The organism is Nocardia sp. Marseille-Q1738, from assembly GCF_965283145.1.
This window is the reverse complement of record NZ_CBDIMS010000003.1, coordinates 472472-488042: the sequence shown is the minus strand read 5'-3', so window position 1 is coordinate 488042 and position 15571 is coordinate 472472. Positions and strand designations below refer to the sequence as shown.

Below are 15571 nucleotides of genomic sequence, written 5' to 3'. Positions count from 1 at the left end.
ATCGAAGGGCCGCACCAACACTCGCGAACGCAGGGGGACCGATCGGATGAGAGAACTGCCAGCGGATTTCTTTCGCGCGCCGTACGCCTTCTACGAGCAGTTGCGTGCCGAGGGCCCGGTCCACCTGATCCGGTTGCGCACCGGAGTACGCGCCTGGCTCGTGGTCGACTACGACGCCGCTAAGGACGTCCTGCGCCATCCCGACGTCCGCAAGGACCCGCACACCGCGGCGGGCGCCCGCGCGCGTCAGGCGGCGGCGGGCAGGAGCGGCGTCACCGCGGCCAACCAGCGTCTGAGCCACCATCTGCTCAACGCCGACCCGCCGCGGCATTCGCGGCTGCGCAAACTCGTCGGCCCCGCCTTCGCGCCCGCGCGGATGGAGGCTCTCGCGCCCCGGGTCGCGGCGATCGCGGATGATTTGCTCGACGCGATCGATAGAACCGCGGGCGCCACCGGGCAGGTGGACCTGCTCGCCGAGTACGCGTTTCCCCTGCCGATCACGGTGATCTGCGAACTGCTCGGCGTGCCCGTCGAGGACCGCGCACGGTTCCGGGATTGGTCGGCGGCCGTGGTGGACACGCCGATGTCCACACCGGAAGGGATGCGCAGCGCCACCGACGCCATCGTCGAGTACTTCGACGGTCTCGTCGCCCGGCGCCGCGCGGAAGGGCTGGGCGAGGATCTGATCTCGCAGTTGGTGGCGACCAGCGACGAAGGAGACCGCCTCAGCCACGACGAGCTGATCTCCATGGCGTTCCTCATCCTGGTCGCCGGTCACGAGACCACGGTCAACCTGATCGGCAACACCGTGCTCGAACTGCTCACCGATCCACCCCGGTACCGCGCACTGTACGACGACCCGGCCGGCGTCCCGGCGCTGGTGGAGGAGATGCTGCGCTACAACGGACCGGTCAACGTGGTGACCCTGCGCTACACCACCGCCCCGGTCGCGCTGGGGGGCAACGTCATCCCCGAAGGGGAGTTGGTGCTCGTCGCGGTCGCCTCGGCAAACCGCGACGAACGGCACTTCGCCGCGCCCGCGACGTTCGATCCGGACCGCGCGTCGAACGGTCATCTGGCCTTCGGCCACGGCATCCACTACTGCCTCGGCGCCGGACTGGCCAGGCTCGAGGCCCGCGTCGCGCTGACCAGGCTGGTGCGCAGGTACCCGCTGCTGCGGCTGGCCGCCGATGACGCGGACCTGCGGTGGCGGGAGAGCATCCTGATCCGCGGTCTGCTCGAGCTTCCCGTCGTCCCGGCCAGTGCGCCGGCAATACGCTGAGGAGCCTTTTCGGTCGGCCGACTTTGCTGTGCGGCGCTGGCGACGTAGTCTCCTGCGCATGACAAGCGGAAGCCGCATCGGGATCGTTGGTGCGGGTATCGCAGGTCTCGCCTGCGCGAAAGTGCTGAAACAGGAGGGTTTTCCGGTCGAGGTCTTCGACCGCGCACCCGATGTCGGTGGCGTGTGGAGCGCGACCCGGCGGTACCCGGGACTGCGGACGCAGAACTCCAAGGAGACGTATCACTTCTCCGACTTCCCGATGCCCGCGGACTATCCGCGCGTCCTCGACGGCCAGCAGATGCAGGCGTACCTGGCCGCTTACGCCGAGCACTTCGGGCTGACCGAGCACCTGCGGTTGCGGACCGAGGTCGTCGCCGCCGATCCGGTGGACAGCGGGTGGTTGCTGGAAATTCGCGATGAAAGTGGTGTGCACCGGACGTCCTGTGACCACCTGGTGATCGCCAACGGCGTGTTCAGCGAACCCGCGATGCCGGATTACCGCGGCGCCGACTGGTTCCGCGCGGCGGGCGGCCGACTGTACCACTCGTCGGAGTTCCTCGATCTGGAATCGGTGCGGGGCAAGTCGGTCGTCGTCGTTGGCTACGGCAAGTCCGCCTGCGACATCGCCACCGCCGTGAGCGAGGTCGCGGCCTCCACCTCGGTGGTGGCCCGGCGGCTGTTCTGGAAGATGCCGCGCAAACTGGCCCGGGTGATCGACTACGAACGGCTGATGCTGACCCGTTTCGGCGAGGCGCACTTCCACTATCTGCGGCCGGGCTGGACGGACCGGTTCCTGGACGGGCCGGGCGAATCGGTGCGGATCAGCAACTTCGATCTGATTCAGGAACTGACCACCAAGCGCCTGCGCCTGCGCGAACTCGGCCTGGTGCCGAGCGGCCGATTCGAGGAGATCGCCGAGAGCACCATCAGCCTCGCCAGCGAGGGTTTCTTCGAGCAGGTCGCAGGCGGTCGCATCGTGGTGCACCGCGACACGACGATCACCGAGCTGGGCGGCGGTCCCAAGGCCTCGCCCGCGGTGCGCCTGTCCACGGGCCAGGTGCTCCAAGCCGATGTCGTCGTGTGCGCTACCGGTTTCCATCAGCGCGTTCCGTTCCTGACGCCGTACGTGCAGCGCCGGTTGACCGACGAGGACGGCAACTTCCGCCTGCACCGGCAGATCCTCCCGCTGGAGGTCCCGAATCTCACCTTCGCCGGCTACAACTCGTCGGTGATCAGCACGGTCGGCGCGGAAGTCGCGGCGCACTGGACCGCCGCGCTGCTCACCGGCCGAGTGAACCTGCCGCCGGCCGAGACGTTGAACGAGCAGATCGACGCCCGCCTGCGCTGGATGGAGGACCGCACACACGGCCATCACGCGCATGGAACCGCGGTCATCCCGTTCTCCATCCAGAACATCGATGAGATGCTCGCCGACCTGAAGTACCGTCTTCCGCTGCGCACCCGCGCGAGCCAGTGGTTCCGCCGGATCAAGCCGGAGTCCTACCGCGGGCTCGCGACCCGGCGAAAGCCCGGCGCCGGACCCACGATGCCTCCGGCAGCACCGAGGGATACGGAACTGCTTCCGTACGAGGGCGACAGCGGCCGGGTCAGCCACTAGGGAGTTGCGACCATTCGTGCACACCGTGCCGGAATAGTGTGACTCTCGTCGCTCAGAAGTCGCGCATGGCCGGTGGCCGGGCAACCAGGCATCGAGGGGGGGCATCCGTGGCGTCTTCGATGACCGGCCATTGCCCTGCCACGCAATGTCAAGAACCAGTCCTTGCCTTGGCGATAATCCAAGGGTGGAAGCGCTGGACATGAACCTGCTCGTCGCCCTCGACGCGCTGCTGGACACCAACAGTGTCACTCTCGCCGCACAGCGTCTACACACCTCGCCGCCCGCGATGAGCCGGACGCTGGCTCGGCTGCGTGTCGTGCTCGATGATCCCTTGCTCGTGCGGGCGGGCCGCACGCTGGTGCCGACTCCACGCGCGCTGGAATTGCGCTACGAAGTCAGCACTCTGGTCGAACAGGGGCGTGCGCTGCTCACCCCGCGCGACGACCTCGATCCGGCGGCGCTGCGCCGGACCTTCGCGATACAGGCGGGCGACCTGGTGGTCACCGAACTCGCCGCGCCGCTGCTGGCCGCCGCGCGGGCACAGGCGCCGGGCGTGACCCTGCGCTTCGTGCCCGACACCCTGGAGGGCACCGCCGCGCTGCGCGACGGACGCGTCGATCTCGAGGTCGGCGTGATCGACCACACCGACCCGGAGACCACGGTGCGCAGAGTGCTCGCCGACCGCGTGATCGGCGTGGCCGCCGCGGACCATCCCCTGGTCACCGACCGCGTCACCGTCGCCTCGTACGCGGCCGCCCGGCATCTGAGCATTTCGCGCGACGGACGCGCGCACGGCCCGATCGATGACCGGCTCGCCTTGCACGGCCGTACCCGGCGTGTCGTGGCTACCGTCCCGACGCTGACCAGCGCGCTGTTCGCGGTGCGTGGCAGCGATCTGGTCTGCTCGGCGCCCGCCATGCTGAGCGCCGCCACGCTGCCGGCGATCGGATTGAGCGCGTTCGAGATTCCGCTGCCGCTGCCGGAGATCGCCATCGGGCTGGCCTGGCATCCGCGCAACACCGCCGACCGGGGGCACCGTTGGCTCCGCGATCTCGTGCAGGAAATCCTGCTGCGCTCGGCGGCCGCGGCGCATCCGCCGAAACGGCGGAGCAAAGTCGCTCAGGAGGTCTGAGGCGGACTGGAGAGCCGATAGTCGGTCGGCCTGCGCTGCGCGTCGCCGCGCTCGGACTGATATCCGTTCGGGGTCGGTTCACCCGCTGGTGGACCGAAGATGTCGGAGCGGCCGAGCGGGGCCGCCGCCGTGCGCTTGAGTTCGTCGAGCATGGCCTGCAGCTTGTCGACGTGGGTGTTCTCGACCGGCGTGCGCTCTTCCTCGGTGGCGTGGCGCGCGCCGGTGAGACCCGCGACGGGGGTGCCGGGAGCCGTCCCGTTCCGGGAACTGCTGTGGTCCGCGCCCGGATCGGCGCTGGTGGGGGAGGCGACAATGCTTTCGTACGCGGCGGCGTTTTCGTGCTGCGAGTACGAGGGCGACGACCCGATAGGGCGCGCGGTCGGCGCGGTGAAGGACGCGGGTTCACGCGACGGTGGCGTGGTGAAGCGCGAGTCCGGCTCATGTGCAGGGGGAACGGTGAAGTTCGATGTCTGCTCGCGTGGCGCGGGCGGGGTGAAGTCCTGCCCGGACGTGTCCTTCGGTTCCAGCGCGGTCATGGCGGGTTCACGGGGCGGGGTGAAGCCCGTCCGCGCAGAGGAATACGGCTCCGGGGCGGCGTGCACCGGTTCCCGGGGCAGGTCCGGTGGTCGCGCGCCATTTCGGGAACCGGCGGCTTCTCGGGAATCGTCCTTCCGCGCGGCGGATGCCGATTCCCCGGCTTCGCGCTCCGGCCGGCCTGCGTTCGGACGCCCCGCTCCACCCCCGGGGAGCCGGGCCGCGCCCGGGTCGTTCGGTGCCGGGGCGCCGCTGGACTCCAGGCGTTCCACCCGTGCGTCGATGCCGGAAATATCCCGTCCGGCCTGCAAAGCCCATGCCTCCAGTTTGGCCAACCGCGCCTCGATGGTCTGTTCGCCGGGCACGGCCGGCGTGCCGTCGATCCGGGCCGCTACCGCGTCCAGCTTCTCGCTGACCTCTCGGAGAGTCGACGCGATACTCGACAACATCGCGCCGATCGACTCGCCGGTCTGCTGACCGTGCTCCATCCAGTACCCTCTTCCCCGTATCGGCCCAGCTCGCACTCGGCCGGACGATTCTATCCGCCCAGTTGGACATCCGCGGCTCGCGAAGAATCGGCGATACTCCGATCCGTTGACCTGATCGAATCAGCGTAGGCCCACGGGTTTACGTCCCCGCACGCGGAGTGCGCGCCGATCCGGTTTGTCCGGAAGCGCACTCGAGACACACAGCGCGGGTGCGGCACACCACTCTGGGTCACCGACGCGAACGGACGTGTCGCGGATGGCGGCAACTATCAATCCCCGATCCCCGAGTGGTCGGAGAGGCCGCATGGCATGATGAAAGCCCTTGTGCCGCAGAATACCAACGCCGCTCCCACCCCATGAGCCCCAGGTGTGGCGCACCCGACCGCGGGGTACACGAACTGGCAAGGTAGGCAAGTCTGACGCACTCTTGATCTATGGCGTGGGTCGCCAGGCCTGCGGTGGTTTGTGCAGGGGAGTGGTCGCGTGAGAACGAAGCAGCGGGCGGAGATCGCCTGCGGGCGCCGAGCGCTTCTCGCCGAGTTGGGTATCGGGGACGGTTCCGGCCGGGTGCGCGGGTCGTCGAACGGCTACGCCTGCGAGTGTCCGGACTGTTCCGCCGCGCAATGGGATATGCAGCGGTTGAAGTACTGGTTGTGCGGCAGGCTCCTGGCCTACGGCGCCGACGAGGCGGAAGTGGATCGGCGCATCGGAACACTGCCCGTGGACGTCTACTGGCGCAAGGGTGATCGGGTGTACGCGATCGAGGTCCGCAGCGGGCCGTTGGAGCGCGGACTCGCTCAGGAGCACACCGCACGGTTGCGCGCCGCGGGCTGCACGGACGTGCTCTGGCTGTGCCCGCCCGGTTACTGGGTGCCGTATCTGCACGCGCTTGGCATCGCGGACTTCGCGCCCGCCACCTGTGATTACCGCGCGGTCACCGGTGTGCTGGACACCGAGCACGCGATGGCGGCGCCCCGGCGCGAGCCGGTCGAGCTGCGTGAGTTCATCGCGGGCTGGGTGCGCGGCGAGTTCGTCTGGGGTTATCGGGACGAGAGGACAGGAGGCTGGGCCACCGTGACCGACTGGGAACACCACACGAGAACGCAGGCAACGGTGATCGCCCGGCAGCGCCAAGAACTGGTCAATCAGCGCACCACGCTGGCCATGGCCCGGAAGTCGTTGCGGGACAAGCAGAAGCACGTGGTGAAGCTCACCACGAGACTGGAACGCGCGGAGGTGGCGGTGCAGGATCAGGCCGACGCCTTGGCCGTCGCCCAGCGCACGATCGCCGACCATGACCGGCTGGACAAGGCGCTGCGCAACACCATCGCCAACCTGGAGCAGTCCATCGAGCGCTGGCAGCTGATCACGGTCTGCGCGATGCTGCTGATCGTCACGTTCCTGGCGGCGGCGATGGTGGTGCGCTGAGCCGGAACGGCGCTCGGTCCCACCGCCACTCGTTGCGCAGCACCAGCGCGAGGAAGTCCAACAGGTCAAGGCCGGTCTTCGCGCGCACTTCGCGCAGCGCGGCCCAGTGCACCGGCCCGCGCTCGACCAGGTTGCCCAGCATCCGTTCGCTCGCCGCCTCGACCGGGCGCGCGCGCAGTTCCGGGACGCCGATGCGGCTGCCCGTCCAGACCAGCCAGCCCCAGCCGTTGGCGTGCGCGTACGCACGGCTCGCGGCCGCCTTCACCCGGTTGACGTGGAATCCGAGGTGGCCGAGCGGCTCGACGTCGACGAGGATCATCCGGCCGTCGGTCAACCGGGCGACGATGCTCGGATAGTGCGACCGCTCGGCGCCATCGAGCTCGTAGGTGACCGCTGCTGGATGCTCCTGGAACGTCTCGACCAGGTCGCTCGCGTTGAGAATCCACAGCAACCTGGCCTCCAGGCCGGAGTCGAACGGCACGTCGCGGCCGACCTTGTCCAGGTAGAAGCGCCCGCGTCCGTCGTCGTCGCTGTCCACCGTGCGCGCGGAGGTGGCCGGAATCGCGGCCGCGGAGCCGGGACCGGGCCAATCGACCTGATCCAGCCAGGGATTCAGCTGGCTGGTGGCCCGCGGTTGCGCGTCTTGCAGCTTGGCCAGGCGCCGGTTGGTCTTCTTCTGCCAGGCCGCGATGCGCTGGGTGACGAATCCGGCGATCCGCTTCGCGTCCTCGGCCGCGTGCCCGGCCAGCCGCAGCTTCACGTACGACAGTTCGGTGGCGGCGATGTCGGTGTCGGTCGCGTACGTCTCCACCAGCAGGGCGCGCACCAGCTGCCGGTCGCCCGCGTCGAGCGGATATCGCGCGCGCAGCACCGCGGCGGCGCGGTGCCCGGACTGCTGGGCCATCCGGACCATCTGGCCCACCGCCTTGGTGTGCAGTTGCCGCACGCGGTCGCGGGACAGGTCGTAGCGGGCGCCGATGCGAGCCAGTGTTTCGGGCCGCTCGCCGCCGATCCCCAATCGAGCAGTCAGCAGTTCGCCGTCCTTGGCCTTGCGATCGGCCCGCATCGCGATCAGCTCGGCGAGCACCTCGTTGACCTCTTCGAGCTCGAAGGAGATGTCGTCGCGCAGGTCGAGCGACTCGGGCTCAGCGTCGTCATCCGGCGTGACCTCTACGCTGATCGTCACGCGACAACCCCCTGACTCGGCTCCGGCACTGTGCGCCACAGCGTATCCCCGCCCACCGACAGCCGACCTCCACCGCGGGCTCGATGTACGCAGATTGGTCGCGAGAACAAGAAAGCCCCGGTGAAAACCGGGGCTGACCTGCTATTTCGGTGGTGCGCGATACTGGGATTGAACCAGTGACCTCTTCCGTGTCAGGGAAGCGCTCTCCCGCTGAGCTAATCGCGCGAGGTGGAGACGGGAATCGAACCCGTGTGCACGGCTTTGCAGGCCGTTGCCTCACCACTCGGCCACTCCACCGCGCAAAGGGGGAAAGGCGTATCAATGTTGCCTGGCCCTACCTCTCGAGCGGATGACGGGATTCGAACCCGCGACCCTCACCTTGGCAAGGTGATGCGCTACCAGCTGCGCTACATCCGCATTTTGCATCTCGGCGGCTCGTTTCGGCCTCCGTGGTGCGAGACAGAACATTAGCGGACGCCAGGTGAAAGGTACAAATCCGCTGGTAGAACGTGGGAAATCGAGAACATTGCGCGGTGTGACGCCGGTGGCCCATGTGGCTGGTGGGGGAATGGATGCTGCTGTGGGGAGTCGTCGGTCCGGCTGGCCCTGCGGGACTGCGTTCGTGGGGGCGCTGGGGCGTCTTCCGGCGGCTCGTCCGCGCCCGGGAGCTGTCGCTGTCCCGGTGGCGATTTGGTGAACCGCCGGTGGCGCGTGCTAATGTTTCGTCTCGTCCGGAGGGCATCCCCGCACCACCGGGCACATGTCAGGTCTCATAGCTCAGCGGGAGAGCGTCCGCCTCACACGCGGAAGGTCGCTGGTTCGATCCCAGCTGGGACCACTCGATCGACGAGACCGGTGCAGTGCATGCCCGGTCTTCTTTTCTCTTTCTCCTGGCCTTCGGCGGCATGAGCGCCGAGGTCGAGTAGTAGCCATGTAGCGGTCCGCCAGCTCTATGCTTTCATGTGACGTGGGTCACAATTTGGTAGCGGTTGCGATCAGTGCGACCCGAAACCTTTCCAGGTGCTTTGCGAAATCTTTACTATCAATCCGAGCTCTGCGTCACGGGTCGCGCCTCCTGAACCGGGGAACGTCCCGAGCGTCGCCCGCTGCTCGCTTTCGATGCCAAGAACATGTTTGACCGATGAACCGGGTGTGGACCCGGCGAAGGAGAGAATATGTCCACCGACACCGATCCCGCACCACGGACGTCGCCGCACGCAGGCACGGTCGATCGACCGGCTGGAAGCGGCCGTGACGATCCATCCGATTCCGTCGTGATTCCCCATGTCGCCCTGCCCGTTTCGCTCGACATCATGGGAACTGCCGGTGCCGCGCGCCGCCGTCGTAGTCCACATGGTCGCCGGACTGCTCGGTGCCTCCATGATCCAGGTCGGCGGACCGTGCTCGAGCCGTACGACGGTCGCCGCCGTGGGCCGTGCATCGGTTCCGCTGAGCCGCAAGTTCTTTCGCTGTCCGCGACCGTGACGTGCCCATGGTGCGCACGCCCCTTGGCATCAGCGGATCGCGAAACCTATTCAGTATCAGCGACATTCAGGGGCCGTGGACGGATCCGGGGCGGTGGATCCGGCCAGCGTGGTCGACGCCGAGTGTGGCCGGAAACGCCGCGCGCAGATCCCCTCGTGGGTACGGGGATTCGAGAGAACGCCAGCCGCCGATCTCGCAGTAGCACGTGTGATCGAGGTCATGGTCGCCGGAATCGCGCAGGCCCCATGGCTTCTCGGAGCGCGATCTAGGTCACGTTCTGTGCGGTGGATCACTGTCATGTCAACCAGCGGACAGTGGGGAACAACACACAATCTGCCCACTTTCTCAGCCTTTGCTAAGTCTTTACTAATACACTTGTCCTCGTTTACATCTCGACTCATTGCTGTGTCGGGACTGCTTCACCGCGAGATGCCGGTTCGCGGTCTTGTGCCCTGCTGGACATGTTGATCGTCAACCGACCTCGGCGAACAGCCGAGTCGGCGAAGGAGAGTCATGGCTATCGATCAGGATTTGGCCCCGCCACTGTCACCGCCCGCAGCGACGGGCCCGGACCGCAAGTCCGGACCATTACCCGACCGCGTCACGGACATCCTCCGCCACGATCTGCCGTCCTCGATCGTGGTTTTCCTTGTCGCGCTGCCGCTTTCGCTCGGCATCGCGGTCGCCTCCGGAGCCCCGGTCGCCGCGGGGCTGATCGCCGCCGTGATCGGTGGCATCGTGGCCGGGCTGCTCGGCGGTTCGGTTCTGCAGGTGAGCGGCCCCGCCGCGGGCCTCACCGTCGTGGTTGCCGAGACGATCGACCAATTCGGCTGGCGAACAACATGTTTCATCGTCTGCGCCGCCGGTGTGCTGCAGATCCTGTTCGGGCTGAGTCGCGTTGCCAGGGCCGCACTGGCTGTGGCCCCGGTGGTGGTGCACGCGATGCTCGCCGGTATCGGCATCACCATCGCCCTACAGCAAGTCCATGTGCTGCTCGGTGGTTCCTCGCACAGCTCCGCCTGGCGGAACATCATCGAGCTGCCCGGGCAGCTGACCTCGCTGCATGGCGGGGGCGCGTTCATCGGCGCGGTCGTGATCGCGATCATGGTCGGCTGGAAGTACATGCCCGCCAAAGTCCGCTTGGTTCCGGGCCCCTTGGTCGCGGTCCTCGCGGGCACCGCGCTCTCCCTGGCACTGCCGACCGACGCGGAGCGCCTCGTGCTGAACGGCTCGCTGTTCGACGCGATCGGCCTTCCCGCGCTGCCCAGCGGTGACTGGTCGGCCTTGGCGCTCGCGATCCTCACCATCGCGCTGATCGCCAGCGTGGAGAGTCTGTTGTCCGCGGTGGCCGTGGACAAGATGCACACGCGCCAGCGCACCAACTTCGACCGCGAACTGATCGGCCAGGGCTCGGCCAACGTGCTCTCCGGCTTGCTCGGCGGCCTCCCGGTCACGGGCGTGATCGTGCGCAGCTCGGCGAACGTGCAGGCGGGCGCGCACAGCAGGGCGTCCGCGGTGCTGCACGGCGTCTGGGTGCTGGTGTTCTCGGTGGCGCTGGTCTCCGTGGTGGAGCAGATCCCGAAGGCCGCGCTGGCCGGTCTGCTCATCGTGATCGGCACCCAGCTGGTCAAGCTGGCCCATATCAAACTGGCCCGGCGCACCGGTGACCTGCTGGTGTACGCGGTGACGGTGGTCAGCGTGGTGTTCCTGAACCTGCTCGAGGGCGTGCTGATCGGCCTCGGGCTGGCTTTCGGCCTGCTGCTGTGGCGGGTTGTCCGGGTGGCGATCAAGGCCGAGCCGGTCTCCGGCACGGGGCGCTGGCTGGTCACCATCGACGGCTCGGCCACCTTCCTCGCGCTGCCGAAGCTTTCGGCGCAGTTCGCGAAGATCCCGGCGGGAGCCGACGTCACGGTGGAGATGACGGTCGACTTCCTCGATCACGCCGCCTTCGAGGCCATCGAGGAGTTCGCACGGCAGCAGGAGAACCAGGGCGGCAGCGTCGATTTCGTGGAGATCGGCGGCGCCAGGATGGCGCACGCCACGGCGAAGCCACCCGCGCGGAGCTTCGCCCGATCGGTCTGGGACGACGTCCTGGGTCCATGGCGCCACGGCGAGGAGCACGAGGACCCGGTCGCCGCGGGCGTCGCGGCCTACCACCGCAGTCACGCGCACGTCGTCCGGCCGCACCTGGACGAGCTGCGCGACAAGCAGGATCCGGATTCGTTCTTCCTGACCTGTGCGGATTCGCGGATCGTGCCGAACATCATCACCAACAGCGGGCCCGGCGACCTGTTCACCGTGCGCAACGTGGGCAATCTGGTGCCTGTCGAGGGTGACGCGTCGGTCGAGGCCGCGCTGGTGTTCGCGTTGGAGAAGCTGAACGTCCGATCGGTCGTGGTGTGTGGGCACTCGTCGTGTGGTGCCATGGCGGCGCTGCACTCCGGGGCCGAGGTCCCGGGTGTGGACGCCTGGCTCACGCACGCCCGGCCGAGTCTGGAGCGGTTCCGTGCGGGCCATCCGGTGGCCGTCGCGGCGCAGGAGGCCGGGTTCGGTGAGGTCGACCAGCTCGGCATGGTGAATGTCGCGATGCAGTTGGAGACGCTGCGGCAGCACCCCGCGGTCCGCAAGGCGGTCGCCGAGCGCGGTGTCACGGTGTCGGGTCTGTTCTTCGACATCGCCAGTGCCCGGGTCGTCGAGGTGACCGTGAACGGGATCGCGCACATCGATGACGCGGGACGTCAGCCCGCGGCCGAACTCGTGTGATCGACGAGACGGGTGGTCCCGCCCGGGCGGGATCGTCGTATCCGGTCAGGTGGGAGCGGAATTCCGGGTGCCGGATTGCTCGTACCCTGGGGACGTGACCGCAGATCTGGAAACGAGCTCGACCGATCGGCCGACCGGCTGGCGTGCCTTCCGCGCCGTGCTCACGCGACGACCTACGCTGTACCTTGCCTACCGGATCGGGGTCGCGGTGGTCGGTATCGCCGTGCTCGCGGTCGGTGTCCTCGCGATCCCGTATCCCGGCCCCGGCTGGGCGATCGTGTTCGCCGGGCTCGGCATACTCGCCACCGAATTCGCTTGGGCACGTAGGGCTCTGGGGTGGCTGCGCGACCGGTACCGGCAGGGCATGGCCTGGTATTCGGCCCGGGGTCCGGCCACGCAGGTGTTCGCCGCGGCAGGCACCGCCGCGCTGGTCGTCGCGACGCTGTGGGTATTGGGAACGTTCGGGATCGTGGGTAGTTGGATCGGAGTCGAATGGGAATGGCTGCGCAGCCCCCTGCAATGGTGACCACCGTCCCGGGGCGGACGCTCACCCGACCGGAGTGGCTGGCCGAGCGTATCGCGGAAATGGGTCACTCGTGGGGGACCACGTCGCCGCGCATCGCGGGCACGCTGTGGTGGTGCATGGTCGCCTCCGCGCTGGTGGAGCAGATCGCGCGGGCGTACGCGCAGGACGAACCGGCCCCCGAGGCGGCACTGGACCGGCTGGATTGTGCAGTGCGCCCGGACGGCGGCATCGAGCGGGTGCACATCCTCGCCGACGGCGGCGCGCCGGTCGGCTGCGCGGTGGCTCTGCGCGACACGCTCGCCGCCGTGATCCCGCCGGTCGCCGAGGTGTCCGGGGCGGGAGTCCCCGCACTATGGGCGATCGCCGCCGACGCGATCGGCAATCGGGCGCTGGACGCCGGTTCGCCGGGCGCGGGCGCACGGCTGGCCGCCGAGATCGGCGGCAAACTTCCGGCACCGCGGTTCGTCGAGATCGGCGGACGCACCTTCGTCCGGCGCATCTCCTGCTGCCTGGTCTTCGAGGTCCCCGGCTGCCAGATGTGCACCAGCTGCCCCAAACGGCCGGCCGCCGAACGCAACGCACTGCTCGCGGATCTCGCCGCCGAAAGCTGAGGAAACAGCCTCGCAACGTGACGACCGGGGCAACTCGCCGGTACGCCCAGAACTCGAGCGGTCCTCAACGCAGGACCTGAAAGCAAATCCGGTGCTACCCGACTGGTAGGGCAGTCACGCAACGACTGATTTCGTAAGAACATGGGTAACTCGGCGGGTACGCCCAGAACAGGAGCGGCACTCGACGCAGGACCTGAACGCGAATCCGGCGCCCGCCAGCTAGTACGGCCTGAGTACCCGGGGAGGCGGGGGAGCACAGTAGCATGGTCGCGCCGGAGCGAACATGCGATCGGCCACCATTCAGCGGGGACCCGCCCGCACACGAGAACGCCAAGGAGAGCGCAGCCGTGACCACTTCAGCGCCCATCAGCCCAGTCGCCCTCGTCCGGGTGCCGGCCGGGACGACGGCGGGCGCCGCGGTGCGCGAAGCGGGACTGCCGACCAAGGGTCCGGACACCATCGTCGTCGTCCGGGTGGACGGCGAACTGAAGGACCTGTCCTGGACCCCGGACGCCGATGTCGACGTGGAGCCGGTGGCCGCGAACACCGATGACGGCCGCAACGTCATCCGGCATTCCACCGCGCACGTCTTGGCCCAAGCCGTGCAGCAGGAGTTTCCCGAGGCGAAGCTGGGCATCGGTCCCTACATCAAGGACGGCTTCTACTACGACTTCCGGGTCGACCGGCCGTTCACCCCGGAGGACCTCGCCAAGCTGGAATCCCGGATGAAGAAGATCGTCAAAGGCGCGCAGCGGTTCTCGCGCCGGGTGGTCGAGGTCGAGGACGCCAGGGTCGAGCTGGCCAAGGAGCCGTTCAAGCTGGAGCTGATCAGCGACAAGTCCGGCATCGACGACCCGGAGGTCATGGAGGTCGGCGGCAAAGAGCTGACCATCTACGACAACCTGGACCCGCGCACCGGCGCGAAGATCTGGGGCGATCTGTGCCGCGGCCCGCACATCCCGACCACCAAGTTCATCCCGGCCTTCAAGCTGACCCGCAGCTCCGCCGCGTACTGGCGCGGCGATCAGAACCGCGAGGACCTGCAGCGCATCTACGGCACCGCGTGGGAATCCCAGGAGGCCCTCGACGAGCACCTGCACCTGCTCGCTGAGGCCGAGCGCCGTGACCACCGCAAGCTCGGCCTGGAGCTGGACCTGTTCAGCTTCCCCGACGAGCTCGGTTCCGGCCTTCCGGTGTTCCACCCGAAGGGTGGCATCATCCGCAAAGAACTCGAGGAGTACTCGCGCCGCAGGCACGTCGCGGCGGGCTACGAGTTTGTCAACACTCCGCATATCACCAAGGGGCATCTGTTCGAGGTCTCCGGGCACTTGGACTGGTACCGCGATGGGATGTTCCCTCCGATGCACCTGGACGCGGAACTCAACGAGGACGGCACCGTTCGCAAGCCGGGCCAGGACTACTACGTCAAGCCGATGAACTGCCCGATGCACAACCTGATCTTCCGGTCCCGTGGCCGGTCGTATCGGGAGCTGCCGCTGCGGCTGTTCGAGTTCGGTTCGGTGTACCGCTACGAGAAGTCCGGCGTGGTGCACGGCCTGACCCGGGTGCGCGGCATGACCCAGGACGACGCGCACATCTACTGCACCAAAGAGCAGATGCACAGCGAGCTCACCGACACGCTGCGGTTCGTGCTGGACCTGCTCAAGGATTACGGCCTCGACGACTTCTACCTCGAACTCTCCACCAAGGACCCGAAGAAGTTCGTCGGTTCCGAGGAGATCTGGGAGGAGGCGACCGAGACCCTGTCCAAGGTCGCCTCGGCCTCCGGTCTGGAGCTGGTGCCCGATCCGGGGGGCGCCGCGTTCTACGGCCCGAAGATCTCGGTGCAGGCCAAGGACGCGCTGGGCCGTACCTGGCAGATGTCGACCATCCAGCTGGACTTCAACCTGCCGGAACGGTTCAACCTGGAATACACCGCCTCCGACGGCACCAAGCAGCGGCCGGTGATGATCCACCGTGCGCTGTTCGGCTCGATCGAGCGCTTCTTCGGCGTGCTCACCGAGCACTACGCGGGTGCCTTCCCGGCGTGGCTGTCGCCCGTGCAGGTCGTGGGCATCCCGGTGGCGGAAACCTTTGTCCCGCATCTGGATCGGGTGATCGAGCGATTGCGGGACGAGGGCGTTCGCGCGCAGGTGGATCGCAGCGACGACCGGATGCAGAAGAAGATCTTCAACAACACCGCGCAAAAGGTGCCGTTCATGCTGCTCGCCGGTGAGCGCGACGTGAACGCGAATGCCGTGAGCTTCCGGTTCCGTGACGGAACCCAGGTCAACACGGTGCCGGTGGATGACGCGGTGGCCACCGTCGTCGCCTGGATCGCCCATCGGGAGAACGCGTCGCCGACGGCCGAGGGTTTCGAGATCCGGTCCGCGAACAAGGGTGGGGCATGAGTGAGCGCGGCGAGCGAATCATCAGCACAGCGCGCATGGCGCATGCCGGAGCCGAGCGCCGGCGAGGCGTAGGCATGAGCTATCAGGCCCGGCAGCGGAGCGTGACC

Annotated in this window: 11 protein-coding genes and 4 tRNA genes; 9 read left to right on the top strand and 6 right to left on the bottom strand. The window is 68.0% G+C overall.

The window, feature by feature from the left end; genetic code table 11:
• The first annotated feature begins 46 nt into the window (after nt 1–46).
• The 3 genes from ACWPXK_RS15760 to ACWPXK_RS15750 all read left to right on the top strand — a co-directional run bounded on the left by ACWPXK_RS15760 (nt 47) and on the right by ACWPXK_RS15750 (nt 4032).
• Nucleotides 47–1282, top strand: a complete 1236-nt coding sequence (locus ACWPXK_RS15760) for a cytochrome P450 family protein (RefSeq protein WP_454196854.1) — start codon at nt 47–49, stop codon at nt 1280–1282.
• A gap of 58 nt (nt 1283–1340) precedes the next feature.
• Complete coding sequence (locus tag ACWPXK_RS15755; protein WP_454196853.1) at nt 1341–2900, top strand: flavin-containing monooxygenase; 1560 nt, start codon at nt 1341–1343, stop codon at nt 2898–2900.
• 184 nt (nt 2901–3084) lie between these two features.
• Nucleotides 3085–4032, top strand: a complete 948-nt coding sequence (locus ACWPXK_RS15750) for a LysR family transcriptional regulator (RefSeq protein WP_454196852.1) — start codon at nt 3085–3087, stop codon at nt 4030–4032.
• On the opposite strand, the gene ACWPXK_RS15745 is transcribed toward ACWPXK_RS15750, so the two are convergent.
• Entirely contained in the window at nt 4020–5054 is a 1035-nt protein-coding gene (locus ACWPXK_RS15745; protein WP_454196851.1) for a hypothetical protein, read from the bottom strand. The genes ACWPXK_RS15750 and ACWPXK_RS15745 overlap by 13 nt on opposite strands.
• A 483-nt stretch (nt 5055–5537) precedes the next feature.
• Between ACWPXK_RS15745 and ACWPXK_RS15740 the strand changes: the two genes are divergently transcribed.
• Nucleotides 5538–6482: a hypothetical protein gene (locus tag ACWPXK_RS15740; protein WP_454196850.1), complete on the top strand. Its 945-nt coding sequence runs from the start codon at nt 5538–5540 to the stop codon at nt 6480–6482.
• Here ACWPXK_RS15740 and ACWPXK_RS15735 read toward each other — a convergent pair.
• The 4 genes from ACWPXK_RS15735 to ACWPXK_RS15720 form a co-directional block, all read right to left on the bottom strand.
• Nucleotides 6448–7668 carry a sigma factor-like helix-turn-helix DNA-binding protein gene (locus tag ACWPXK_RS15735; RefSeq protein ID WP_454196849.1) on the bottom strand — a complete coding sequence of 407 codons (1221 nt, stop codon included), beginning with the start codon at nt 7666–7668 and terminating at the stop codon, nt 6448–6450. The genes ACWPXK_RS15740 and ACWPXK_RS15735 overlap by 35 nt on opposite strands.
• Before the next feature lie 150 nt (nt 7669–7818).
• Nucleotides 7819–7893 (bottom strand) — tRNA-Val (locus ACWPXK_RS15730).
• Between the two features lies 1 nt (nt 7894).
• A tRNA-Cys gene (locus ACWPXK_RS15725) sits at nt 7895–7965 on the bottom strand.
• 47 nt (nt 7966–8012) lie between these two features.
• A tRNA-Gly gene (locus tag ACWPXK_RS15720) sits at nt 8013–8085 on the bottom strand.
• 349 nt (nt 8086–8434) lie between these two features.
• Here ACWPXK_RS15720 and ACWPXK_RS15715 point away from each other — a divergent pair.
• Nucleotides 8435–8506 (top strand) — tRNA-Val (locus ACWPXK_RS15715).
• A 157-nt stretch (nt 8507–8663) separates the two neighbouring features.
• Here the strand turns inward: ACWPXK_RS15715 and ACWPXK_RS15710 are convergent.
• Nucleotides 8664–9023 (bottom strand): hypothetical protein, encoded by a 360-nt coding sequence (locus ACWPXK_RS15710; protein WP_454196848.1) that lies wholly within the window; start codon nt 9021–9023, stop codon nt 8664–8666.
• Nucleotides 9024–9666: 643 nt separating this feature from the next.
• Between ACWPXK_RS15710 and ACWPXK_RS15705 the strand changes: the two genes are divergently transcribed.
• The 4 genes from ACWPXK_RS15705 to thrS all read left to right on the top strand — a co-directional run bounded on the left by ACWPXK_RS15705 (nt 9667) and on the right by thrS (nt 15464).
• Nucleotides 9667–11916 carry a SulP family inorganic anion transporter gene (locus tag ACWPXK_RS15705; protein WP_454196847.1) on the top strand — a complete coding sequence of 750 codons (2250 nt, stop codon included), beginning with the start codon at nt 9667–9669 and terminating at the stop codon, nt 11914–11916.
• Between the two features lie 94 nt (nt 11917–12010).
• Entirely contained in the window at nt 12011–12442 is a 432-nt protein-coding gene (locus ACWPXK_RS15700) for a TIGR02611 family protein (protein ID WP_454196846.1), read from the top strand.
• Entirely contained in the window at nt 12436–13053 is a 618-nt protein-coding gene (locus tag ACWPXK_RS15695) for a (2Fe-2S)-binding protein (RefSeq protein WP_454196845.1), read from the top strand. Before ACWPXK_RS15700 ends, ACWPXK_RS15695 begins: the two co-directional genes overlap by 7 nt.
• 347 nt (nt 13054–13400) lie before the next feature.
• Nucleotides 13401–15464, top strand: a complete 2064-nt coding sequence (thrS, locus tag ACWPXK_RS15690; protein ID WP_454196844.1) for a threonine--tRNA ligase — start codon at nt 13401–13403, stop codon at nt 15462–15464.
• Nucleotides 15465–15571 lie beyond the last annotated feature (107 nt).